Below are 24,320 nucleotides of genomic sequence, written 5' to 3'. Positions count from 1 at the left end.
TATTCCGTCTTATCGAATCAGTTCTGTGTTTTTCCTCAACCAGGCAGCGGTCAGACATAAGCGGCAACTGTTAACAGGCATGGATGAACCCTTCCATACCATTTCATGATACTAAGTTCGAGATTTACCCCGAGTTTAAGAACCCACCACTATGAATCTTACCGAATTAAAGAATACGCCGGTTTCTGAGCTGATTACTCTCGGCGAAAATATGGGGCTGGAAAACCTTGCCCGTATGCGCAAACAGGACATCATCTTCGCTATTCTCAAGCAACATGCGAAAAGTGGGGAAGATATCTTTGGTGACGGTGTACTGGAGATATTGCAGGATGGTTTCGGTTTCCTCCGTTCTGCAGACAGCTCCTACCTCGCCGGTCCTGATGACATCTACGTTTCTCCCAGCCAAATCCGCCGTTTCAACCTCCGTACCGGGGACACTATCTCAGGTAAGATTCGTCCGCCGAAAGAAGGTGAACGCTATTTCGCGCTGCTGAAAGTTAACGAAGTTAACTACGACAAGCCAGAAAACGCACGTAGCAAAATTCTGTTTGAAAACCTTACTCCACTGCACGCCAACTCACGTTTGCGTATGGAGCGCGGTAACGGTTCAACAGAAGACCTCACCGCTCGTGTGCTGGATCTGGCTTCCCCGATTGGCCGTGGCCAGCGTGGTTTGATTGTGGCTCCGCCAAAAGCAGGGAAAACAATGCTGCTGCAGAATATTGCTCAGAGCATTGCTTATAACCACCCTGATTGCGTGCTGATGGTTCTGCTGATTGACGAACGTCCGGAAGAAGTAACCGAAATGCAGCGTCTGGTAAAAGGCGAAGTGGTCGCGTCTACGTTTGACGAACCAGCCTCCCGCCACGTTCAGGTTGCTGAAATGGTGATTGAGAAAGCAAAACGCCTGGTTGAACATAAAAAAGACGTTATCATTCTTCTCGATTCCATTACCCGTCTGGCGCGTGCTTATAACACCGTGGTACCGGCTTCAGGTAAAGTCCTGACTGGTGGTGTGGATGCGAATGCATTGCATCGCCCGAAACGTTTCTTCGGTGCTGCGCGTAACGTTGAAGAAGGCGGCAGCCTGACAATTATCGCAACTGCGCTGATTGATACCGGGTCCAAAATGGACGAGGTTATCTACGAAGAATTTAAAGGCACCGGTAACATGGAACTGCACTTGTCCCGTAAGATTGCGGAAAAACGCGTCTTCCCGGCAATCGACTACAACCGTTCCGGTACCCGTAAAGAAGAGCTGTTGACCACTTCTGAAGAACTGCAGAAAATGTGGATCCTGCGTAAAATTATCCACCCGATGGGTGAAATTGACGCAATGGAGTTCCTGATTAACAAGCTGGCGATGACGAAGACCAATGACGAGTTCTTCGACATGATGAAGCGCTCATAATTTCAGGTTAACTCGGGGAACGCCACGCACTGACGTGGCGTTTTTCTTTATCTGCTATAATTCCATCGCCAGCATTGAGGCTGGTAACATCCGGGCAGTGGAAGCAAAAAGAAGTAAGAGGATTTCGGATACCTTCGACATTTTTTGCGTATTACAATAGTGCCCTTTGCTTGTGCATGTAGCGCAGAGAGTTATTTAACGTGAATCTACTCGGTATGAGTACGGACATCCTGTGTGTCTTTTTCTTCACTTTCGCTTTCCTCTTTTTTGCCAGAAAAATGGCAAAACGGATTGGTCTTGTAGACCGTCCTAACTACCGAAAACGGCACCAGGGGCTCGTCCCTTTAGTCGGTGGTATCTCTGTCTATGTCGGTATTTGTGCGGCGTTTCTTGTCGCCAGCATTAATTCACTTTACTACGTCCCCCATGCAAAGTTGTATCTGACCTGCTCGGGTGTTCTGGTTCTGGTCGGCGCACTTGATGACAGGTTTGATATCAGCGTGAAATTCCGCGCTTTTGTTCAGGCCGCTATTGCCATTGTCATAATGGTTATGGGCAATTTGTATCTGAGCAGCCTGGGTCATGTGTTTGGCGCATGGGAAATGGAGCTTGGCCCCTTCGGTTATTTTCTGACTTTGTTCGCAGTGTGGGCTGCTATCAACGCCTTTAACATGGTTGATGGTATTGATGGCCTGCTGGGCGGGCTTTCCAGTGTTTCTTTTGCCGCATTGGGTATCATCCTGTGGTTTAACGGCCAGGTGAGCCTGGCAATGTGGTGCTTTGCCATGATTGCCGCCATTATGCCTTACATTCTGCTCAACCTGGGTGTACTGGGGCGTCGCTATAAAGTTTTCATGGGCGATGCGGGCAGTACCCTGATTGGTTTTACCATTATCTGGATATTACTGGAAACCACACAGGGGGAGAACCCACCGATTAATCCGGTCACCGCGTTGTGGGTAATTGCCATTCCGCTGATGGATATGGTTGCCATTATGTACCGTCGGCTCCGGAAAGGCATGAGCCCCTTTTCACCTGATCGGCAGCATATTCATCACCTGATAATGCGGGCCGGTTTTTCATCCCGTCAGGCATTTGTCCTGATTACCCTGGCGGCAGCCTTGTTAGCCACTTTTGGCGTGCTGTGCGAGTATTTCCAACTGATGCCAGAATGGGGCATGTTGATGTGCTTTTTGCCTGCCTTTCTGCTGTACGGCTACTGTATAAAACGAGCATGGAAAGTTGTGCGTTTCATCAAACGTGTCAAACGGCGTATTCGTCGTAGCTCTCACCGTAATCCAACGTTAACCAAATAATTTTCGGGAAAACAATGAGACAAGAGTCAACTGATGAGCAATATGGGGTGGATAACCAGCTGGATATCCGTGAACTGTTTCGCACACTGTGGGCAGGAAAAGCATGGATTGCCGGTGTTGCCGTGCTGTTTGGGTTGCTGGCGCTTGTCTATAGCTTTCTTGCCAAACAAGAGTGGAGTGCTACCGCAATTACGGACCAGCCAACAGTCAATATGCTGAACAGCTTCTACTCTCAGCAGCAGTTTTTGCAAAACCTGGATATCAAATCATCACTGATTTCGCCCGACCAGCCTTCGCCAATGGCTGAGGCCTATAAAGAATTCGTGATGCAGTTGTCTTCCTGGGATACCCGGCGGGCATTTTGGTTGCAGACAGATTATTACAAACAGCGCCAGACCAGTAACAGTCATAATAATGCGGTATTGCTGGATGAGCTGATTAATAATATCCAGTTTATCCCTGCAGACCCGGCACATAACACTAACGACAGTACCCGCCTCGAGGCAGAAAATGCGCCATCAGCGAATAACCTGTTACGGCAGTACATCGCTTTCGCCAGCCAGCGTGCTGCTCATCATCTTAATGGTGAGCTGAGAGGTGCATGGGCGGCGCGTACCGTACAGATGCAGGCACAAATTAAACGCCAGGATGCAGTGGCGAAAGCGGTGTATCAGCGCAAGCTGCATAACATTCAGGCTGCGCTGGCGATAGCGGAGCAGCAAAATATTACTCATAACCAGCTTACCTCACCGGCTGAGGAACTGCCGCCTTCTGAATTGTTTATGTTGGGGCGCCCCCTGTTGAAAGCGCAACTGGAAAACCTGGAAGCAACCGGGCCTGATTACAATATGGATTACGAGCAAAATCGCGCCATGCTGGCTACGCTGGCGGTGGGGCCAGTACTTGATAATAACTTTCAAACATACCGCTATCTGAGAACACCGGAAGAACCGGTTAAACGGGACAGTCCGCGGCGTGTTTTCTTATTAGTAATGTGGGGCTTTATTGGTGCGTTGGTTGGGGCCGGAGTGGCTCTGGCACGCCGCAAGGCATAGCGAACTACCATTATAAAGTCTCCCAAAGAAAGAGAATAAACGTGAAAGTTTTAACCGTTTTTGGCACAAGACCTGAAGCTATCAAAATGGCTCCTTTGGTCCATGCTCTGGGAAATGACCCTTTTTTTGAGTCAAAAGTTTGTGTCACCGCCCAGCATCGGGAGATGCTGGATCAGGTGCTGCATCTTTTCTCAATCACTCCGGATTATGATTTAAATATCATGCAACCGGGTCAGGGGTTAACTGAAATCACTTGTCGAATCCTGGAAGGGTTAAAGCCCATCCTGATATCGTATCAGCCTGATGTGGTTCTGGTTCATGGTGACACCACCACTACCATGGCTACCAGCCTGGCGGCATTTTACCAGCGAATCCCCGTAGGGCATGTTGAGGCCGGGTTACGTACCGGGGATCTCTACTCACCCTGGCCGGAAGAAGCAAACCGGACATTAACTGGCCGGCTGGCACATTATCACTTTGCCCCCACAGATAACGCCCGCCAAAACCTGCTGCATGAAAATGTGGCAGACAGGCATATCTTTGTAACGGGGAATACTGTGATAGACGCGTTGCTGTCAGTCAGTGATCGCGCTTTGCAGGACAGCGCTTTGCGCCAACGAATGGAAAAGCACTACCCCTTCCTCAATAACGACAAGAAAACCATCCTGGTAACCGGGCATCGTCGGGAAAGCTTTGGCCGTGGGTTTGAGCAGATTTGCCATGCACTGGCGGAAATTGCTGCCAACTGGCCTGATGTGCAAATTGTCTATCCTGTGCATTTGAACCCTAACGTCAGTGAACCCGTTACCCGAATTCTGGGGCATGTTGAAAACGTGGCGCTGATTGAACCTCAGGATTATTTGCCTTTCGTATGGCTGATGAACCACGCCTGGCTCATCCTGACTGATTCAGGGGGGATTCAGGAGGAGGCACCTTCACTGGGTAAACCGGTCTTAGTGATGCGCGATACCACTGAGCGCCCTGAAGCGATTGATGCCGGAACAGTGAGGTTAGTGGGAACGAATAAAAGCAATATCGTTGCTGCTGTTACACAGTTGCTGACACAGGATGCTATTTACCAGCAAATGAGCAAAGCGCATAACCCTTATGGGGATGGCATGGCATGCCAGCGTATTTTAACCGCGTTAAAAAACAACCAGGTAACATTATGAATTTTTCTACCATATCCGTGATTGGTCTTGGCTATATTGGGTTACCCACGGCGGCGGCATTTGCCTCACGGCAGAAACAGGTTATTGGCGTGGATATCAATGCGCATGCTGTTGACACCATCAATCGTGGGGAAATTCATATTGTCGAACCCGAACTGGATCTCGTAGTAAAACAGGCCGTTCAGGAGGGTTATTTACGGGCATCAGAGGTACCGGTTGAAGCGGATGCTTACCTGATTGCGGTTCCCACACCATTTCAGGATGCTCATGCACCGGATATGCGCTTTGTCAGAGCGGCAACTGAATCCATTGCGCCGGTATTGAAAAAAGGCGCGCTGGTTATTCTGGAATCGACCTCCCCGGTAGGCAGTACCGAGCAAATGGCACAATGGCTGGCAGCACTGCGCCCTGATCTCACTTTCCCACAACAGGCAGGTGATAAGGCGGATGTGAATATCGCCTATTGCCCGGAACGCGTGTTACCCGGCCAGGTCATGGTGGAACTGATAAAAAATGACCGCGTAATTGGTGGGATGACACCAACATGCTCCACCCGCGCCAGCGCACTGTATAACATTTTCCTGGAAGGGGAGTGTGTGGTAACGAATGCTCGCACTGCCGAGATGTGCAAACTGACTGAGAACAGTTTCCGTGATGTTAATATCGCGTTTGCGAACGAACTGTCACTGATTTGTGCCGAACAGGACATCAATGTATGGGAACTGATTCGCCTGGCTAACCGTCACCCACGCGTGAACATCTTGCAGCCCGGCCCTGGTGTCGGTGGGCACTGCATTGCGGTGGATCCCTGGTTTATTGTTTCACAAAATCCCCAGCAGGCACGCCTGATTCGCACAGCACGCGAAGTGAACGACTACAAACCGCACTGGGTCATTGAACGGGTGAAAGCGACGCTGGCCGATTGCCTGGTAGAGAGTGGCCGCAAAGCCAGTGAACTCACCATTGCCTGTTTTGGCCTGGCATTTAAACCTAATATCGACGATTTGCGGGAAAGCCCGGCCATGGAAATCACCCGGTTAATTGCTGAGTGGCACAGTGGAACAACCCTGGTGGTAGAGCCTAACATTCACCAGTTACCGGCCAGTTTGGCTCATTGCCAACTGACAGAGACTCAGGATGCACTAAAACATGCCGATATTCTGGTTATGTTAGTGGATCACGCCCCATTCTGCGCGATTGCTCCGGAGGCAATTAAACAGCGTTGGGTGGTGGATACAAAAGGAGTCTGGCGATGAAAAAAGTGTTGGTGACAGGAGGGGCAGGTTTTATTGGCTCTGCCGTGGTGCGTTATATTCTTGAACAAACCCGTGATTCCGTGGTGGTGGTGGATAAACTGACTTATGCGGGTAACCTGTCATCCCTGGCGCCGGTTGCATCATTACCGGGGTTTGCATTTGAACAGGCTGATATTGGCGACGGACCTGAGATGGCGCGTATTCTGGATTCGTACCAGCCAGATGTCGTGATGCACCTTGCTGCAGAAAGCCATGTGGATCGTTCTATTGATGGTCCTGCTGCGTTTATCGATACCAATATTGTTGGCACTTATACCTTGCTGGAAGCGGCACGCCATTACTGGCAAACTCTGGAGCCGGTTAAAAAGCAGGCATTCCGTTTCCACCATATTTCTACCGATGAAGTCTATGGTGATCTGCACGGCGGCAACGGCTTCTTCACCGAACAAACACCTTATGCACCCAGCAGCCCCTACAGTGCGTCCAAAGCCGCCAGCGATCATCTGGTGCGTGCATGGTCCCGTACTTATGGCCTGCCTGTCATAGTGACTAACTGTTCTAACAACTACGGCCCATATCATTTCCCGGAAAAACTCATACCGCTGACCATTCTTAATGGCCTGGCTGGAAAACCGCTGCCAGTGTATGGCGATGGGCAACAGATTCGCGACTGGTTGTATGTTGATGACCATGCCAGGGCACTTTACCTGGTGGCAACCACGGGTAAAACCGGTGAAACCTGGAATATTGGTGGTCATAATGAGCGCACGAATCTGGAAGTGGTCGAAACGGTTTGTGCTCTTCTGGAAGAGTTGGTGCCAGAGAAACCAACTGGTGTCAGCCATTATCGTGACTTAATCACATTTGTTGCTGACAGACCAGGGCACGATGTGCGTTATGCCATTGATGCAGCCAAAATTGCCCGGGAACTGGGTTGGCTTCCGCAGGAATCATTTGAAAGTGGGATGCGCAAAACGGTTATCTGGTATTTGTCGCATAAAACGTGGTGGCAGCAGGTGCTGGATGGTTCTTATCAGGGCCAACGTTTGGGGCTGCCAGGTAAAGAGAAGGAGTAACGCATGAAGGGAATTATTCTTGCAGGGGGAACGGGGACACGTCTTCACCCCATTACGCGTGGTGTCTCCAAGCAGTTATTACCTGTGTACGACAAACCCATGATTTACTACCCGCTGTCTGTGCTGATGTTGGCGAAAATTCGCGATATTCTCATCATTACGACGCCGGAAGATAAACCTTATTTTCAACGTTTGCTTGGCTCCGGTGACGAGTTTGGCGTACACCTGAGTTACGCTGAACAGCCAAGCCCCGATGGGCTGGCACAGGCTTTTCTGATTGGTGAAACCTTTCTTGATGGTGATGCCTCCTGCCTGGTTCTTGGCGACAATATCTTTTTTGGTCAGGGGTTCAGCCCTAAACTGCATCATGCAGCCTCACGTAAGCAAGGCGCTACAGTCTTTGGCTACCAGGTGATGGACCCTGAGCGTTTTGGCGTCGTGGATTTTGATGATAATTTCCGGGCGCTGTCTATTGAAGAAAAACCGCAAAAACCAAAATCCAACTGGGCAGTAACCGGGTTGTATTTTTATGACAACAAGGTAGTGGACTATGCTCGCCAGGTGAAGCCGTCACCGCGCGGCGAACTGGAAATCACTTCAATTAACCAAATATATCTGGAGCAAGGTGAGTTGTCGGTAGAAAAACTGGGCCGTGGTTTTGCCTGGCTGGATACTGGTACTCACGATAGCCTGCTGGAAGCCAGCTCTTTTGTGCAAACAGTAGAAAAGCGCCAGGGCTTCAAAATTGCCTGCCTTGAAGAGATAGCCTGGCGTAACGGTTGGCTGGATGACGACGATGTCCGCCGTGCAGCACAGGCTCTGGCGAAGACTGGGTACGGCCAGTACCTGCAGGAGTTGTTACGTGGTTATTCACGCAAGCGTTGAACCCCTTGAATGGGAAAGCACCTTTTTCAACATTCATTCGGGAATTATCCATTTTTCCGATTCTGCTGCGCCACTCACTGTGGCGCAATTGACTTGTTGGTCACGGGTACAGGCAAAAATTGACGCCGCCGATACCGCCCGGCTGTCGGCTTTGCAGACACTGGGGTTTCAGGTGGTGGAAGCAGAAATGGATTTTGTGTTGAGTGTAGATCTCCCTCCTGGCGGGCAGTCTGAACCACTTCCCATTGCCAGGGAACATGATATTCCTGCGTTGCGTACCTTAGCTGAAACATTGTTCACTCACAGCCGTTTTGGTACGCCATGGTATGCGCCTGGCGAAAGCGGGCGTTTTTATGGTCAGTGGGTGGAAAATGCAGTACGGGGGACTTTTGATGATGTTTGCCTGCTGGCTTATGATGCCACAGGTCTGATCTCAGGGTTTGTTACCCTACGGCGGTTACCCGGCAACCAGGCAAGAGTCGGGCTGTTGGGCGGTAAGGGTGCTGGGGCAGTATTAATGGCACTGGCACAAGGCTGGTGCCGGCAGCAAAAAATAGCGGGCTTACATGTCGCAACGCAGTTTGGCAATTTGCCAGCGTTGCGCCGCTATGTTTTAAGTGGTGCACAGCCAGTTGGCACAGCGTACTGGCTCTACAGGTGAGAAAAGATGATTCCTTTTAATGCCCCACCCATAGTGGGAACTGAACTTGAATATATGCAATCTGCGATGGAAAGCGGGAAGTTATGTGGTGATGGCGGGTTTACTCGCCGCTGCCAGCAATGGATGGAGCATCGCTTTTCCTGTAAGAAAGTCCTGTTAACGCCATCCTGCACCGCTTCTCTGGAAATGGCCGCCATGCTGATTGATATTCAGCCGGGCGATGAAGTGATAATGCCTTCATTTACTTTCGTCTCTACAGCGAATGCCTTTGTGCTGCGCGGGGCAAAAATCGTGTTTGTTGATATTCGCCCGGATACGATGAACATTGATGAAACGAAAATTGAAGCTGCCATTACCGAAAAAACCCGTGCGATTGTGCCGGTTCATTACGCCGGTGTTGCCTGTGAGATGGGTACCATCATGCGTCTTGCAGAACAGTATAATCTCTATGTGATTGAAGATGCGGCTCAAGGGGTGATGTCGACCTGGCAAGGTCGGGCACTGGGGACTATTGGCCATATTGGCTGCTTTAGTTTTCATGAAACCAAAAACTACACAGCCGGTGGAGAAGGTGGTGCAACGCTGATTAACGAGGCATCGCTGATCGAACGGGCTGAAATCATTCGTGAAAAAGGCACTAACCGCAGCCAGTTCTTTCGTGGGCAAGTGGATAAATACACCTGGCGTGATCTTGGCTCAAGCTACCTGATGGCAGACTTACAGGCGGCTTACCTGTGGGCACAACTGGAAGTGGCTGATCGGGTAAATGAGCAGCGTGTTGCTCTGTGGAACAACTATTTCCGTGCTCTGGAACCTCTGGCGCGGGCAGGGCGCATTGAGTTACCCACCATCCCGGCAAACTGCCGCCACAATGCGCATATGTTCTATATCAAATTGCGTGATATGGATGATCGCAATGCGCTGATTGCGTTTTTGAAAGAAGCGGAGATCCTGGCTGTTTTCCATTATATTCCGTTGCATTCCAGCCCGGCAGGTCTGAGTTTTGGCGAATTTCATGGAGAAGACCACTTCACTACGGCAGAAAGTGAACGCCTGCTGCGGTTGCCTTTATTCTATAATCTGGCACCAGTTAATCAGCGCACGGTTATCACTACGCTATTGAGTTACTTCTCCTGATGTCATTAGCCAGAGCAAGTGTGTGGACCGCCGCGTCCACACTGGTCAAGATAGCTGCAGGTTTATTAGTCGTTAAATTACTGGCGGTTTCATTCGGTCCTTCCGGTGTTGGTCTGGCTGGAAACTTCCGCCAGTTGGTTACTGTATTAGGTGTCATGGCGGGGGCAGGGATTTTTAATGGCGTGACACGAAGTATTGCGCAGCATCATCACGACAACTCGGCATTACAACGAGTGGTAGGTAGTGCATCGGCTATTGTCCTGGGTTTTTCGGCTTTGCTCGCGGTTTTCTTTGTGCTGGCAGCCCGGCCCGTCAGTATTGCTTTGTTTGGTTCCAGTGATTATCAGGGGCTGATTTGCCTGGTGGCTCTGGTACAAATGGGCATAGCCTGGGCAAACCTGGTCCTGGCTGTACTCAAAGGTTTTCGGGATGCCGCCGGGAATGCACTGGCATTGATGACCGGGAGTGTTGTTGGTGTTGTAGCTTACTATATTTGCTACCGGCTGGGCGGTTACCATGGTGCGTTATTGGGGATTGCCTTAGTGCCGGCGCTGATTGCTTTGCCTGCGTCCTGGGTGCTATGGCGCAGGGGGAGAATCCCGCTGACCTGGTTCCGCCCCCGTTGGGATAATGCGCAGAGCCGCCTGTATGTACGTTTTACCATCATGGCTCTGATGACGACTGTCACGTTGCCTGTCGCCTGGGTAATGATGCGTAACTTGCTGGCAGCGCATTACTCCTGGGAAGCCGTGGGTATCTGGCAAGGGGTAACCAGTATTTCAGACGCCTACCTGCAGTTTATTACCGCGTCATTTAGTGTCTATTTACTTCCGACCTTGTCGCGTCTGACGGAAAAAAAAGATATTTCCCGTGAATTAGGCAAAGCTTTCCGGTTTGTGATCCCGGCGGTGATGGCCGCCAGTTTTATGGTCTGGTTGCTGCGGGATTTTGCTATCTGGTTACTGTTTTCCCACCAGTTTGCTGCAATGCGTGACTTGTTTGCCTGGCAACTGACCGGGGACGTATTCAAAGTCAGTGCTTATGTCTTTGGTTACCTGGTGATTGCAAAAGCCTCACTGCGTTGTTATTTGCTGACAGAAGTCAGCCAGTTTGTCTTGCTGACAGGCTTTTCTCACTGGCTTATTCCGGCACATGGTGCACTGGGTGCCGCGCAGGCCTATATGGCGACTTATCTTGTTTATTTTGCGCTTTGTTGTAGCGTATTTTTTATCTGGCGCAGACAATGACTACTCTGATTCATGTGTTAGGTTCGGATATCCCGCACCATAACCAAACTGTTCTCACTTTTTTCAGCGAACACCTTGCTACAGAAACGTCCGCGAGCCGCACTTTTTTCGTCGTCTCATCTGATTCTGGCATTGTAGCGCAGTACCCAGCGCTGGATATCACCTGCTTTCCCTCAAAAAAAACCTTGTGTGAAGCAGTCAAACAACAGGCAAAGCAGCGGCGTGAGCTGCGTTTCTTTTTCCACGGGCAATTTAATCCGGGAATCTGGCTGGCATTGCTTTCCGGTGCTATTAAGCGACATCAGGCCTGGTGGCATATTTGGGGGGCTGACCTGTATGAAACATCACACAGCCTTCGTTACCGGCTGTTTTACCTGTTACGCCGTCTGGCACAACGCCGGGTAGGTCGGGTATTTGCAACACGAGGTGATCTGGATTATTTCCGGACTCGTGCGCCACGGGTACCTGGCGAGTTGCTCTATTTCCCAACGCGTATGGACCCGGCTTTGAATTCGCTTGAGGCAGTGAAGAAAACCGGGCCACTGACTGTGCTGGTGGGTAACTCTGGCGACCCGACCAATGCCCACGTTGCTGCGCTAAAGGCGGTGCATAAGCAATTTGGTGATACTGTTCAGGTGGTGGTGCCGATGGGTTATCCACCCAATAATCAGGCTTATATTGATACCGTCACTCAGGTGGGGCAGTCGATGTTTTCTGCCGGAAATATTACTATTTTGCGAGATAAGCTGGCGTTTGATGACTATCTCACGCTGTTACGCCAGTGCGACCTCGGTTATTTCATTTTTGAACGTCAGCAAGGGATTGGTACACTATGCTTGTTAATTCAGGCGGGCATACCCTGCGTGCTAAGCCGCAAGAATCCTTTCTGGCGGGACATGGCAGAACAACATGTGCCCGTTTTGTTCAGTGATGATACGCTGACTGAGGCACTGATTCATGAAGCGCAGCGCGAGCTCTCGTTGGTAGATAAGAACACTATCGCATTTTTTAATCCTGCCTATATTGCGGGCTGGAAACACGTTATTCACCTTGCCTCGGGAGATTTGGCATGAGTCTGGTTGAGTTTGGTGGCCTGTTTATTGTCTGGCTGCTATCCATCCTGTTTATTGGCACGCTGACGTTACAGGAGTTTCGTCGGGTGCGCTTCAGTTTTAATGTCTTTTTTTCGTTGTTGTTTTTGCTGACGTTTTATTTCGGCTTCCCACTTACCTGTACGCTCTATTTTCGCTTTAATACCGATGTCGCGCCGCCGGGTATTCTGTTGCAGGCGTTACTGTCCGCCACCAGTTTTTATGCCATTTATTATGTGGTTTATAAAACCCGGCTGAGGAAAACGTCTGCTCCTGTTCAGCTTTTTTTCCGCATGAACCGCGTAGAAACCCAGCTTACTTGTGGGCTGCTGATGGTGATTTCTCTGGTGACGTTGGGTATTTTCTTTGCCCACAATGGATTCCTGTTGTTTCGTTTGCACTCATACAGCCAAATCTTCTCAAGCGAAGTGTCGGGTGTGGCGCTTAAGCGTTTCTTTTATTTCTTTATTCCGGCCATGCTTGTAGTTTATTCCCTTTACCAAACCAAACGTGCCTGGCTGTTTTTTCTGGTCAGTACGGTTGGTTTTGGCTTGCTGACGTATGTGATTGTAGGTGGGACCCGGGCAAATATTATTATCGCGTTTGCTATTTTCCTGTTTATTGGGCTGATTCGTGGCTGGATAACGCTGTGGATGCTGGCATGCGCAGGAGTTCTGGGTATCGTTGGTATGTTCTGGCTGGCTCTGAAGCGTTATGGGCTGGATGTCCGCGGCGCTGAGGCATTCTATACCTTCCTGTATTTAACACGAGATACCTTCTCTCCCTGGGAGAATCTGGCGTTGTTGATACAGCACTATGGTGAGATTCATTTCCAGGGAGTGGCGCCGTTATGGCGTGATTTTTATGTTTTTATCCCTTCATGGTTGTGGCCGGAGCGCCCACATCTGGTGCTGAATACCGCAAATTATTTCACCTGGGATGTGTTGAATAACCATTCCGGGCTGGCAATATCACCGACCCTGATTGGTTCGTTATTGGTGATGGGCGGCGTGGGTTTTATTCCCCTTGGGGCAGTTGCTGTAGGGGGGATAATTAAATGGTTTGACTGGCTGTACGCGTTGGGGCAAAACAGCGAAAACCGCTATGTTACTGCGATACTGCACAGCTTTTGCTTTGGCGCTATTTTTAACATGATTGTGCTCGCACGCGAAGGGCTGGATGCCTTTGGCTCACGAGTGGTGTTCTTTATGGTTATCTTTGGTGCCTGCCTGGTAGCCGCTAAGCTGCTTTATTGGCTATTTGACGTGAGTGGGTTGGTGAAAACACCACTCCGTCCTGAGGCTCAGGTTTCCACCACTTCAAACTCCTGACAAATACATCATGAAAACAACATTAATGGTGCCTGAATACCGTATCCGGCATCTGAATATTCTCGGCTGGCGTAATATGGCTCACGCTTTGGAAGCTTTATGGCCTGACGGTGTGTTATGTAAGGGCACATTAATTGCTATCAACGCAGAGAAAGTGTTGGTCACCGAAGATGATACGGCGATTCGTGAACTGGTTGACCGGGCGGAGTATAAATATGCTGACGGCATCAGCGTTGTAAAGGCTATTCGTAAAAAATACCCACAGGCTCAGGTATCTCGTGTCGCGGGCGCAGATCTGTGGGAAGCCATGATGGAAAAGGCCGGAAGTACCGGAGCAGCGGTGTTCTTATTAGGAGGAAAGCCTGATGTATTGCAGGAAACGGCTAATAAATTAAAGGCCTGCTGGAATGTGAATATTGTCGGTATGCAGGATGGCTATTTTAAGCCAGAGATGCAACAAGCAGTGTTTGAGCGAATCAAACACAGTGGTGCAGAATTTGTTACGGTTGCTATGGGGTCGCCCAGGCAGGAAAAGGTCATGCGAGACTGTCAAAGGGTTCACCCTGATGCGTTATATATGGGGGTCGGTGGCACCTATGATGTTTTTACCGGCCATGTTAAGCGCGCACCTCGATTTTGGCAGAACCTGGGGCTTGAGTGGCTCTATCGCTTGCTGTCACAGCCCAGCCGCCTTGGCCGTCAGTTGCGTTTAGTGCGTTTTTTACGCTGGTATTATTCAGGGCAACTTTAATTCTTGTTCTGTGTCGCTGGCAGCCTGTCTGCTGCCAATGACTTATCCCGTCGCTTTTTCCTTCCTGTGGCTTTGTTAGTTACATCTGACACTGCGGTTGTCCCGTTATTCAATTTGCTATTTCCGCAAAATTCATCAAGTATTGCCCACTTTTAAACTTCCCGGCACGCAAGTGTAGCGGGAAACACAAGAACCGGCATAACCGGGCAGCTTTCGAAGTACAGGAACGTTTCTATGGCAACACAACCAAACACTCTGCAGCGTGGCTTACAGGCGCGGCACATCGAACTTATTGCATTAGGGGGCACAATCGGGGTTGGGCTGTTTATGGGGGCATCCAGCACCCTTAAATGGGCAGGGCCTTCTGTTATGCTTGCATACCTGCTGGCTGGGGTATTTGTCTTTCTCATTATGCGCTCAATGGGGGAGATGCTCTTCCTTGAACCTGTAGCAGGCTCATTTGCGGTATATGCTCACCGTTATCTCGGCCCGTACTGGGGGTATTTAACTGCCTGGTCATACTGGTTCATGTGGATGGCTGTAGGTATATCGGAAGTCACTGCGGTAGGGGTTTATACCCAGTTCTGGTTCCCTGAGTTGCCACAATGGATCCCGGCGCTGACTGCCGTTGCTCTGGTGGCTGTGGCTAATCTGGCTGCTGTACGTTTGTATGGCGAAATCGAATTCTGGTTTGCGATGATTAAGGTAACCACCATTATTGTGATGATAGTGGTTGGTCTGGCGGTGATTTTCTTTGGTTTTGGGCACCATGGGCAACCGGTCGGGCTGCATAATCTCACCGCTCATGGCGGGTTCTTTGCCGGGGGCTGGAAAGGCTTTTTAACCGCGCTGTGTATTGTAGTGGCGTCTTACCAGGGTGTGGAGCTGGTGGGGATTACAGCTGGAGAAGCACAAAACCCGCAGGTGACCTTGCGCCGGGCTATCAGTAAAATCTTTTGGCGTATCCTGATTTTTTATGTTGGCGCTATTTTCATTATTGTCTCGCTGTTTTCCTGGCAGGATGTAGGTGGTAGTGGCAGCCCCTTTGTGCTGACCTTTGCGCGTATTGGCATTACTTCCGCCGCTGCGATTATTAATGTCGTGGTGCTGACGGCCGCGCTCTCAGGCTGTAATAGTGGTATGTATAGCTGCGGACGCATGTTGTATGCCCTGGCTAAAAATGGCCAGCTACCCGCTAAGCTGGCCCATGTATCACGCCATGGCGTGCCTGTTGTCGCTGTTGCAGTTTCGGTGGTCATCCTGCTGCTTGGGTCCGGTTTGAATTACGTTATTCCATCGCCACAGCGTGTCTTTGTTTATGTATACAGTGCCAGTGTGTTACCGGGTATGTTGCCCTGGTTTGTTATCCTGGTGAGCCAGTTGCGTTTCAGGGCGGTTCACCAGCACGCAATGGCATCGCATCCGTTCCGGTCAATGCTGTTCCCGTGGGCAAACTACCTGACGCTGGCTTTCCTGGCTTGTGTACTGGTAGGTATGGGGTTAAACCCAGAAACGCGTGTCTCACTGATTGTGGGCGTCGCTTTCCTCGGGGGGATTTCACTGATTTGGTGTGTATTACGAAATAAGCGGGTTAAAAATGTGCAGGAACCAGCTAAATAAGCGACAGGTTGCACAGAACATAACCAAACGCGCTTTTTATTTAAAAAAAGCACTAGACAGGTGGGCACTAAGTCCGTAATATCCGCCTCCGCAACGGCGCTACGCGCCCGTAGCTCAGCTGGATAGAGCGCTGCCCTCCGGAGGCAGAGGTCTCAGGTTCGAATCCTGTCGGGCGCGCCATTTAGTGAGGCGCTTTGAGCTGCGGTGGTAGAATGACCGCGAAAGATTTACAGTGGTGGCTATAGCTCAGTTGGTAGAGCCCTGGATTGTGATTCCAGTTGTCGTGGGTTCGAGTCCCATTAGCCACCCCATTATTTAGTGGAATGCGAAGGTGGCGGAATTGGTAGACGCGCTAGCTTCAGGTGTTAGTGTCCTTACGGACGTGAGGGTTCAAGTCCCTCCCCTCGCACCACAACTTAGGTTTTAAAAAAGTAAAATAGCAGTATTTCGGCGAGTAGCGCAGCCTGGTAGCGCAACTGGTTTGGGACCAGTGGGTCGGAGGTTCGAATCCTCTCTCGCCGACCATTTTAGAACCCCGCTTCGGCGGGGTTTTTTTGTATCTGAAATAATGGTTATTCAGAATAAATCGTTACTTACCTCCCTTTGTTGCGATTTAGCAACCCGCTCCTCAGAAATTGTCTCCAGTCAGTAACATTTAACATTATGATTTTAAAGGCTTGTTGTTCGATTTGTTTTTGCCTGTCGTTAATGCCCGACATTCAGTGTTTACCAGAGGAATATGGCATGTTCAGATGTGGTGAGAAAGCCCGCCATCCGTGGCCTGAGGCCTGAATAATCTGACTGTAACTTTGGCATCATTTGTGCAAGAATAGACGGGTAGATGCTCATTCCACCTGTTATGTTCGCTTTATGCCTCATAATGCCAGGAATGATGCAGAGCCCTTTGCGGTGCTTATCGTCCAAAGACAGATGTCGGTTTCACCCTCATCAAACACCATGGACATAACGTTGAGTGAAGCACCAAGCTTGTTGTTATATGACCTGATTTAACACCTGCCCAGTGGGCAGGTGTTTTTTTATGGGAAGAAGGGGCTGTTAGCTTTTTGGCTTATCACTGGGGGTAACACTCAACAACAGGCCTTCCCGGCGCATGGTTGCTGCTTCAGCGGGCTCTTTCAGACGGTCGAGAGTATCTGCCAGTAAGGCATAATCTTCGGCGTCCGGGCGCTGTTTCAGTGCGGCACGAAACGCCAGACTGGCTTCCTGCCATTCTGCGTGTTGCATCAGTAACTGCCCTAACGTGCGCCATAATAACGGACGGTCACCCTGTAGTTTGATTTGCTGACGCAATGCTTTTTCCAGCACAGACGGATCGCCTGACTTGAGCTGTGGCATCAGTGTCACCAGCCGGTCATCGTACTGGCGTTTTAAACCGGCCAGAATAATTTTCTCTGCACTGGTGTGATCGTTACACTCAATCAGACGTTTTGCCATCGCTACTTGCAATATGGTTTGCTGGCGGGTTTTGCGTGGCTGATTCTTCCACCAGTTATTCAACCCTTCGCTACCTTGCTCGGCCATAGCCTGGTTAATCAATCCCAGCCATGCCTGTTCTTGCAGCGCTTCGCGATGCGCATCATCTGCAACTCCGGCTTTTGCCATAGAAGGGAGAATATCAAGCAAGGCATTCCATGCTCCCGTACGAATGTAAGCCTGTTCAGCAAGACGCAATACTTCCGGGTGACGTGGCGCAATATCCAGAAGCTTGTCCACACCATGTCGTGCCGCGTGATCTTCATTACGGGCCAGTTGCAAACGTACCCGGGTAATATCTACCGGGATCTGATCATTGTCGGCCAGCTCAGCGGCTCGTTCCAGATGCTGATTAGCGCGCGTTTCATCGCCTCGCTGCTGAGCTGCTTCAGCTGCCAGTAAGTAGTTCACCAGAGGTTGCTCTGCATGATCGGCATTTTTAGCCATCAGTTTCTCGACTTGCTGGTAATCCCCTTCGGCCAGTTTTAGCAAGGCCTGCCGGGTTTGCTTACGTGCGCGTGTGCGTTTGCGGCCCACAAACCAGCCATGGGTACGTGCACCGGTTCTGAATACTTTACGCAGCAGCAATTCAACCGCGAACAGCACCAGCATCAGCAGGACCAGCATGATAACCAACCCGGTTACACTGGTTTCAATGTTGTAATTATCTGTCTGAATCAGTACGTACCCTTGATGCCCTGCCAGCATTGGGCCAAGCACGATGCCTGCAATCAATAATAAAAACAGCAACAAGACTTTCAGCATGATTACTCTCCCTGTGCCGGCTGTGCAGTTATGTTGCCGGAGCCTGCGCTAACGCCTGGTTGGGACAATAAGTTACGCACGCGTGTTTGCATTAATTTTTCCAGAATTGGCTGGCTTTGCAGCGAATCCGGGACATCCATGCTGATATCTTGCTGACTCAGCGAATCCAGGCTTTGCAGAAAGGCTTTAGTCGCTGCGTCGTTGGTATCGTAATAAGCGCGTACCCAGGTCGAGACATTTTCCAGCGCCTGTTTATATACTTCGTTTTGATGGCGCGGAACCGCCTGGGCGGCCACTAATAAGCGTGAGCGCAGGTTTTCGCGCAGGTAAACATCCTGGTTTGGTGCCAGTAACGGGACTGCCGTCTCATCCCTGCGGCGTATGGTGATAAAACTGTCCATAAAGTTGTGCCAGCTCTTCGTCAGGTTTTCACGCCACTGGCTAAAGGAACCAGACAGCTCACTGCTGTCATCATCCATTGGCGTGTCATCAGTGGTGTTATCTGCAAGACGAAGGTTATCAATCTGGTTGGTAAGCTGATTAAGCTGCAGAATAATACCGTCATAATCAACTTGTGTCAGGGAAGACAATGTGGATAAATCTTGCGTGATTGCTCGGCGGGCAGGGAGCAAACTGGGGTCATTCATGTCAGCCAGACTGGCATCGGCACTTTTCAGTAACGCCGCTGCCGTAGTGACATCCTGGTCGCTCCATAACTTCCTGGCGGCCAGTTTTACCAGAAAGTCCGCCTGTGACAGCATCCATGTTTTTGCATCTGAACCAGAAATGGTCGCCACTTTTTGTTCCAGCTCAGAGAGTTGCGTTGCCTGGGCCAGTTGCTGTTTATGTGCCTGCGCGAGCGCACTGGCCTGTGCTTCAACGGTTTTTTGCAACGCGGCATTCTGCTGCGTTTGCTGATGCTGCAAAGCGGTTAACTGATCAATTATGGTATCGCTGGTCGATGTTTGTGTTGCCAGTTGATGTTTAGTCCAGGTCCACATCCCGGCACCACAAGCCAGCGCAATGGCGATTGCAACCACGCCTAACGCGATTCCTGCCTTTCCACTATGCTTTTTCTTGTCTTCCGCATGACGTATTGTGCCGGTGTTTTGTGATACTGGAGTTTCTTCCACCCGAGTTTCGTCAGTTGCGGCGGAGTCGCTATGTTGTTCCGTCATTATGGCATCCCATTAATAAAGTGATTGCAGGGTGCGCAAAAGCGCATCGTTATCAGCATGTTCGGCGACAGTGATTTCTTCCCAGCCCAATTCCCGGGCAACCTGTGCCAGCCGTTCGCTGACGACTACAAGCCGGCAGCGGAATAACCAGTTAGTTCGATATAATTCGGGAATCGTGTTCGTCAGTTGCGTGAGCATCTCGCCACTTGTCACCACCAGTATGCGGATCCCACGATTTTGCCAGCGCCAGGCCTCTTCAAGGCCATCATACTGGCAGGGTTGGCGTTGGTAACATTCGCAGATTGTCACAGCCGCACCTCGTTCACTCAGCGTGTCAGAGAGCAATTCCCGCCCACCATTGCCACGCAAAATAAGCGCACGTTTCCCGGCAACATTCTGTAATTCAGGTAATTGTAGCAAGGTTTCGCTGGTTTCCCGATCCCGTGGGTAGCTAATTGGCAGCCCGCTCACGGTATGCAGTGCCAGAGCAGTAGTGCGCCCAACGGCAAATGCCCGGATATGACCTGGCCAGGTTGACCGGGTTGCTGTAAGCTCGCTCTGGGCAAATTGCACCGCGTTCCGGGAAACAGCAAACAGTAAGTCGCCCTGCACAAGCTCGCCCAGTAACGCCGGGAGTTGGCTTAATGCATTCCCCCGGGCGAATTCAATCAAAGGAAAGTGCCAGGCCTCTCGCCCGAGAGCCCTGAGACGGCTAACCAGCGCTTCCCCATCAGGCGATGGGCGAGTGACCAAAATACTCATTGCGGTTTTTCACCTTGATAAACGTCGTGAAGAATTTGGCTCGCACCGCGTGCCAATAGTTCTTCAGCGAGACTAATACCCATTGTTTCAGCCTGGTCCGGTTCACCACGGCGCTCACCTGCGATGATTTGTGAACCATCCGGTGCGCCAACCAGTGCCCGTAACCATAACTGGCCATTTTCCAACACTGCAAAACTACCAATTGGTACCTGGCAACCACCTTCCAGACGTGTATTCATTGCCCGCTCGGCAATTACCCGAATAGCCGTATCGGTATCATGCAGTGGCGCGAGTAATTCACGAGTCCATGTATCAGTGAGGCGGCATTCAACACCCACCGCACCTTGCCCAACGGCTGGCAGGCTTACCTCTGGTGCCAGCGCTTCACGAACCCGTTCTTCCAGTCCAAGGCGTTTTAAGCCAGCCACAGCCAGAATAATGGCATCATATTCACCGCTATCCAGTTTACCCAGCCGGGTACCGACATTGCCGCGTAATGAGCGAATTTGCAGGTCAGGGCGGCGTGCCGCAATTTGGCACTGGCGACGCAGGCTGGATGTTCCTACTACTGCACCTTGTGGAAGTGAGTCAAGGCTGGTGTAGTGGTTGGATACAAACGCATCGCGTGGATCTTCCCGCTGGCAAATGGTGACCAGCCCCAGGCCTTCGGGAAAGGCAACTGGTACATCTTTCATTGAGTGAACGGCGATATCAGCCCGATTCTCCAGCATCGCCAGTTCGAGTTCTTTGACAAACAAGCCCTTACCACCCACTTTTGCGAGGGGAGTGTCAAGCAAGACATCACCACGAGTGACCATCGGAACCAGTTCAACCTGCAAACCCGGGTGGTATGCCTGCAAACGTTGTTTGACATATTGTGCTTGCCACAGCGCAAGCGGGCTTTGCCGGGTGGCAATTCGTAATACTTTGTCTACCATGCTAGTTACCGTAAAAAACGCTTGAATATCATCCTACCATTGTTAGAGGAAGCGTGTCAGTTTCAACGGGGTTTATCCTGAAAGTGTCAGTTTAAGTGTATTAAGATGCGCCCGAATGCTAGACTTACTTAGCGCATCTTTCTTTACGGTCAATGCTCGTGGTGTTAAATTGATCACGTTTTCACCAATTGCCAGCCTGTTCATTCTATAATCATTAAAGGCAGCATGCGGATTACGTTTTTGAAATACTGTAACCAATCAGGCGATACGTCTTGTACCTCTATATTGAGACTCTTAAACAGAGACTGGATGCCATAAACCAACTGCGCGTGGATCGCGCCCTGGCTGCAATGGGACCCGCTTTTCAGCAGGTTTACAGTCTGCTGCCTACATTATTGCATTGCCATCATCCGCAAATGCCGGGGTACCTTGATGGCAACGTTCCCCATGGAATTTGTCTGTACACGCCTGATGATACACAACGCCATTATCTGGACAGCCTTGAGCTGAAATATGGCGCTTTCCCGCAAGAAGAAAACACCAGTGAATTACCCATTACTGGTGTGTACTCCATGGGGAGCACTTCATCGGTTGGGCAAAGTTGTTCGTCTGATTTGGATATTTGGGTGTGTCATCAGGCGTGGCTGGACAATGAAGAACGCCGTTTGCTCCAGCGCAAGTGTGCGTTACTGGAGGGCTGGGCTGCGTCGTTAGGCGTGGAAGTCAGTTTCTTCCTGATCGATGAAAACCGTTTTCGTCATAACGAGAGCGGGAGTCTGGGTGGCGAAGATTGCGGTTCTACACAGCATATTTTACTGCTGGACGAATTTTACCGCACCGCAGTGCGCCTGGCCGGGAAACGTATTCTGTGGAATATGGTGCCCTGTGACCAGGAAGAGAGCTATGACGACTATGTTATGAAACTCTATGCGCAAGGCGTGCTGACCCCTAACGAATGGTTGGATCTGGGTGGGCTGAGCTCATTGTCTGCGGAAGAATACTTCGGCGCCAGTTTATGGCAGTTGTATAAAAGTATTGATTCCCCGTATAAAGCCGTGCTGAAAACGCTGTTGCTGGAAGCGTATTCCTGGGAATATCCCAATACCAGTCTGTTAGCCAAAGACATCAAACAACACCTGCATAACGGTGAAATTGTCTCGTTCGGGCTCGATGCGTACTGCATGATGCTGGAACGGGTTACCCAGTATTTAACTGCAATAGAAGATACCACTCGCCTTGACCTGGTTCGCCGCTGTTTTTATCTGAAAGTATGCGAAAAACTCAGCCGGGAGCGTGCCTGTGTTGGTTGGCGGCGTGAGGTTATCGGGCAGTTAGTGAAAAGCTGGGGCTGGGATGAACAGCGCCTGGCTATGCTGGATAACCGGGCTAACTGGAAAATTGACGAAGTCCGCAATGCTCATAATGAATTGCTGGATGCGATGATGCAAAGCTATCGCAACCTGATTCGTTTTGCCCGTCGCAACAATCTGAGTGTCAGTGCCAGCCCACAAGATATCGGGGTTCTGACGCGTAAGCTCTATGCCGCCTTTGAAGCTCTGCCGGGGAAAGTCACCCTGGTTAACCCACAAATATCGCCAGACCTGTCTGAACCGAATCTGACCTTTATTCATGTACCGCCAGGCCGGGCAAATCGTTCGGGGTGGTATCTGTATAACCGTGCGCCGCATATGGACACGATTATCAGCCATCAGCCACTGGAATATAACCGTTATCTGAACAAACTGGTGGCCTGGGCCTACTTCAATGGTTTATTAACACCGCGTACCCGCCTGTTCATTAAAGGCAATGGTATCTGTGACCTGGCAAAATTGCAGGAAATGGTGTCGGATGTATCCCATCATTTCCCTATCAGGCTGCCAGCGCCAACACCTAAGGCATTGTACAGCCCATGCGAAATTCGCCATCTCGCGATTATTGTCAACCTGGAATATGACCCGACGACGGCGTTTCGTAACCAGGTGGTGCATTTTGATTTCCGTAAGCTGGATGTCTTTAGTTTCGGTGAAGAACAAAAATGCCTGATTGGCAGTATTGATTTGCTGTATCGCAACTCATGGAATGAAGTGCGTACTCTGCATTTCAATGGCGAGCAGGCCATGATTGAAGCGTTAAAAACGATTTTGGGTAAAATGCACCAGGATGCAGCGCCACCAGACAACGTTGAGGTATTTTGCTACAGCCAGCATTTGCGTGGGTTAATTCGTACCCGTGTTCTGCAACTGGTTTCTGAATGTATTGAGTTACGCTTGTCGAGCACACGTCTTGAACCCGGGCGTTTTAAAGCGTTGCGTGTTGCCGGGCAAACCTGGGGGCTGTTCTTTGAACGGTTGAATGTGTCTGTGCAGAAACTGGAAAACGCCATTGAGTTTTATGGGGCGATTTCTCATAACAAACTGCATGGGTTGTCGGTTCAGGTTGAAACCAACCATGTCCAGCTCCCTTCGGTTGTTGACGGGTTTGCCAGTGAAGGGATTATTCAGTTTTTCTTTGAAGAAACCAACAGTGACAAAGGGTTCAACATCTATATTCTGGATGAAGGTAACCGCGCTGAAGTTTACCATCACTGTGAAGGGAGTATTGAAGAGCTGGTTCGGGATGTCAGCCGGTTCTACTCCTCATCCCATGATCGCTTCACTTATGGTTCCAGCTTTGTGAACTTCAACCTGCCACAGTTCTACCAGATTGTGAGTGGGGAAGGGCGCGCCCAGGTCATTCCGTACCGTGCTCAGTCTGTTACCGCAGCCGCAGCGCTGGCATCAGATGGCAACGCTGCGACACTACTGCAACAATATCAGCAGTAATTACTGGAAGCTGACTGGTTCACCAGCTTGCTGAGAGCAGGCTTCTTCCAGTAAGGCCCAGAAAGTTTTTCCGCTACGGTCGCATACCCAGGTATCTTCTTTCAGGTTGAAGTGGTAGCCACCACTTTTGGTTGCCAGCCAGACCTGGTGCAGTGGCTCCTGGCGGTTAATAATGATTTTGCTGCCATTTTCAAAACTCAGTGTCAGTACACCACCATTGATCTCGCAGTCGATATCGCTGTTGCCATCCCAGTTATCAAAATATTCTTCAATGGCCATCCACAGTTCGTCGGCCAGTCTGTGGAATTCAGAATCGTTCATGTTTCGCTTCCCGTTATAAGGCTGTGCAGGC

The 24,320-nt window shown here is 50.4% G+C and carries 20 protein-coding genes and 4 tRNA genes; 19 read left to right on the top strand and 5 right to left on the bottom strand.

Annotation, left to right across the window (positions count from 1 at the left end):
• Positions 1–151: 151 nt before the first annotated feature.
• The 18 genes from rho to MPHASIOC01_RS26320 all read left to right on the top strand — a co-directional run bounded on the left by rho (position 152) and on the right by MPHASIOC01_RS26320 (position 16,534).
• Entirely contained in the window at positions 152–1,411 is a 1,260-nt protein-coding gene (gene rho / locus MPHASIOC01_RS26405) for a transcription termination factor Rho (protein WP_012886501.1), read from the top strand.
• Between the two features lie 200 nt (positions 1,412–1,611).
• On the top strand, positions 1,612–2,727 hold the full coding sequence (wecA, locus tag MPHASIOC01_RS26400; RefSeq protein ID WP_064596858.1) for a UDP-N-acetylglucosamine--undecaprenyl-phosphate N-acetylglucosaminephosphotransferase: 1,116 nt from the start codon (positions 1,612–1,614) through the stop codon (positions 2,725–2,727).
• A 14-nt stretch (positions 2,728–2,741) separates the two neighbouring features.
• Entirely contained in the window at positions 2,742–3,782 is a 1,041-nt protein-coding gene (wzzE, locus tag MPHASIOC01_RS26395) for an ECA polysaccharide chain length modulation protein (protein WP_064596859.1), read from the top strand.
• 41 nt (positions 3,783–3,823) lie between these two features.
• Positions 3,824–4,954: a non-hydrolyzing UDP-N-acetylglucosamine 2-epimerase gene (wecB, locus tag MPHASIOC01_RS26390; RefSeq protein WP_074388786.1), complete on the top strand. Its 1,131-nt coding sequence runs from the start codon at positions 3,824–3,826 to the stop codon at positions 4,952–4,954.
• Positions 4,951–6,210 (top strand): UDP-N-acetyl-D-mannosamine dehydrogenase, encoded by a 1,260-nt coding sequence (wecC, locus tag MPHASIOC01_RS26385; protein WP_064596863.1) that lies wholly within the window; start codon positions 4,951–4,953, stop codon positions 6,208–6,210. The genes wecB and wecC overlap by 4 nt, the downstream gene beginning before the upstream one ends.
• Positions 6,207–7,286 (top strand): dTDP-glucose 4,6-dehydratase, encoded by a 1,080-nt coding sequence (gene rffG, locus MPHASIOC01_RS26380; RefSeq protein ID WP_353613611.1) that lies wholly within the window; start codon positions 6,207–6,209, stop codon positions 7,284–7,286. The genes wecC and rffG overlap by 4 nt, the downstream gene beginning before the upstream one ends.
• A gap of 3 nt (positions 7,287–7,289) precedes the next feature.
• The gene (rfbA, locus tag MPHASIOC01_RS26375) at positions 7,290–8,171 is read left to right on the top strand and encodes a glucose-1-phosphate thymidylyltransferase RfbA (protein WP_064596866.1); all 882 of its coding nucleotides are present in this window, start codon (positions 7,290–7,292) and stop codon (positions 8,169–8,171) included.
• On the top strand, positions 8,149–8,832 hold the full coding sequence (gene rffC, locus MPHASIOC01_RS26370) for a dTDP-4-amino-4,6-dideoxy-D-galactose acyltransferase (protein WP_064596868.1): 684 nt from the start codon (positions 8,149–8,151) through the stop codon (positions 8,830–8,832). The genes rfbA and rffC overlap by 23 nt, the downstream gene beginning before the upstream one ends.
• Positions 8,833–8,838: 6 nt before the next feature.
• On the top strand, positions 8,839–9,969 hold the full coding sequence (gene rffA, locus MPHASIOC01_RS26365; RefSeq protein ID WP_064596870.1) for a dTDP-4-amino-4,6-dideoxygalactose transaminase: 1,131 nt from the start codon (positions 8,839–8,841) through the stop codon (positions 9,967–9,969).
• Positions 9,969–11,216: a lipid III flippase WzxE gene (gene wzxE / locus MPHASIOC01_RS26360; RefSeq protein ID WP_353613610.1), complete on the top strand. Its 1,248-nt coding sequence runs from the start codon at positions 9,969–9,971 to the stop codon at positions 11,214–11,216. The genes rffA and wzxE overlap by 1 nt, the downstream gene beginning before the upstream one ends.
• Positions 11,213–12,289: a TDP-N-acetylfucosamine:lipid II N-acetylfucosaminyltransferase gene (locus MPHASIOC01_RS26355; RefSeq protein ID WP_353613609.1), complete on the top strand. Its 1,077-nt coding sequence runs from the start codon at positions 11,213–11,215 to the stop codon at positions 12,287–12,289. The genes wzxE and MPHASIOC01_RS26355 overlap by 4 nt, the downstream gene beginning before the upstream one ends.
• Positions 12,286–13,638, top strand: a complete 1,353-nt coding sequence (gene wzyE, locus MPHASIOC01_RS26350; protein ID WP_064596876.1) for an ECA oligosaccharide polymerase — start codon at positions 12,286–12,288, stop codon at positions 13,636–13,638. Before MPHASIOC01_RS26355 ends, wzyE begins: the two co-directional genes overlap by 4 nt.
• Positions 13,639–13,648: 10 nt before the next feature.
• Positions 13,649–14,389, top strand: coding sequence for a lipopolysaccharide N-acetylmannosaminouronosyltransferase (gene wecG / locus MPHASIOC01_RS26345; RefSeq protein WP_353613608.1), 741 nt, complete (start codon positions 13,649–13,651; stop codon positions 14,387–14,389).
• A 234-nt stretch (positions 14,390–14,623) separates the two neighbouring features.
• Positions 14,624–16,009, top strand: a complete 1,386-nt coding sequence (locus MPHASIOC01_RS26340) for an amino acid permease (protein WP_064596880.1) — start codon at positions 14,624–14,626, stop codon at positions 16,007–16,009.
• A 103-nt stretch (positions 16,010–16,112) separates the two neighbouring features.
• Positions 16,113–16,189: transfer RNA gene (locus tag MPHASIOC01_RS26335), tRNA-Arg, on the top strand.
• A gap of 55 nt (positions 16,190–16,244) precedes the next feature.
• Positions 16,245–16,320 (top strand) — tRNA-His (locus tag MPHASIOC01_RS26330).
• Positions 16,321–16,334: 14 nt separating this feature from the next.
• Positions 16,335–16,421, top strand: a tRNA-Leu gene (locus MPHASIOC01_RS26325).
• Positions 16,422–16,457: 36 nt separating this feature from the next.
• Positions 16,458–16,534: transfer RNA gene (locus MPHASIOC01_RS26320), tRNA-Pro, on the top strand.
• A 531-nt stretch (positions 16,535–17,065) separates the two neighbouring features.
• Here the strand turns inward: MPHASIOC01_RS26320 and hemY are convergent.
• The 4 genes from hemY to hemC are packed head-to-tail and all read right to left on the bottom strand — an operon-like array spanning position 17,066 to position 21,146.
• Entirely contained in the window at positions 17,066–18,268 is a 1,203-nt protein-coding gene (gene hemY, locus MPHASIOC01_RS26315; protein ID WP_064596882.1) for a protoheme IX biogenesis protein HemY, read from the bottom strand.
• Positions 18,269–18,270: 2 nt separating this feature from the next.
• Positions 18,271–19,446 (bottom strand): uroporphyrinogen-III C-methyltransferase, encoded by a 1,176-nt coding sequence (hemX, locus tag MPHASIOC01_RS26310; protein WP_064596884.1) that lies wholly within the window; start codon positions 19,444–19,446, stop codon positions 18,271–18,273.
• 12 nt (positions 19,447–19,458) lie between these two features.
• Positions 19,459–20,208 carry a uroporphyrinogen-III synthase gene (hemD, locus tag MPHASIOC01_RS26305; RefSeq protein ID WP_064596886.1) on the bottom strand — a complete coding sequence of 250 codons (750 nt, stop codon included), beginning with the start codon at positions 20,206–20,208 and terminating at the stop codon, positions 19,459–19,461.
• Complete coding sequence (hemC, locus tag MPHASIOC01_RS26300; RefSeq protein WP_064596888.1) at positions 20,205–21,146, bottom strand: hydroxymethylbilane synthase; 942 nt, start codon at positions 21,144–21,146, stop codon at positions 20,205–20,207. The genes hemD and hemC overlap by 4 nt, the downstream gene beginning before the upstream one ends.
• A 272-nt stretch (positions 21,147–21,418) precedes the next feature.
• On the opposite strand from hemC, the gene cyaA reads away from it, so the two are divergent.
• Positions 21,419–23,968 carry a class I adenylate cyclase gene (cyaA, locus tag MPHASIOC01_RS26295; RefSeq protein WP_353613607.1) on the top strand — a complete coding sequence of 850 codons (2,550 nt, stop codon included), beginning with the start codon at positions 21,419–21,421 and terminating at the stop codon, positions 23,966–23,968.
• On the opposite strand, the gene cyaY is transcribed toward cyaA, so the two are convergent.
• Positions 23,969–24,289, bottom strand: coding sequence for an iron donor protein CyaY (cyaY, locus tag MPHASIOC01_RS26290; RefSeq protein ID WP_353613606.1), 321 nt, complete (start codon positions 24,287–24,289; stop codon positions 23,969–23,971). It abuts the gene before it with no gap.
• Between the last annotated feature and the right edge of the window lie 31 nt (positions 24,290–24,320).

The organism is Mangrovibacter phragmitis (assembly GCF_040429585.1).
GTDB lineage: Bacteria > Pseudomonadota > Gammaproteobacteria > Enterobacterales > Enterobacteriaceae > Mangrovibacter > Mangrovibacter phragmitis.
The sequence above is the reverse complement of the archived record's forward strand: the minus strand, read 5'-3'. Positions and strand labels throughout refer to the sequence as shown.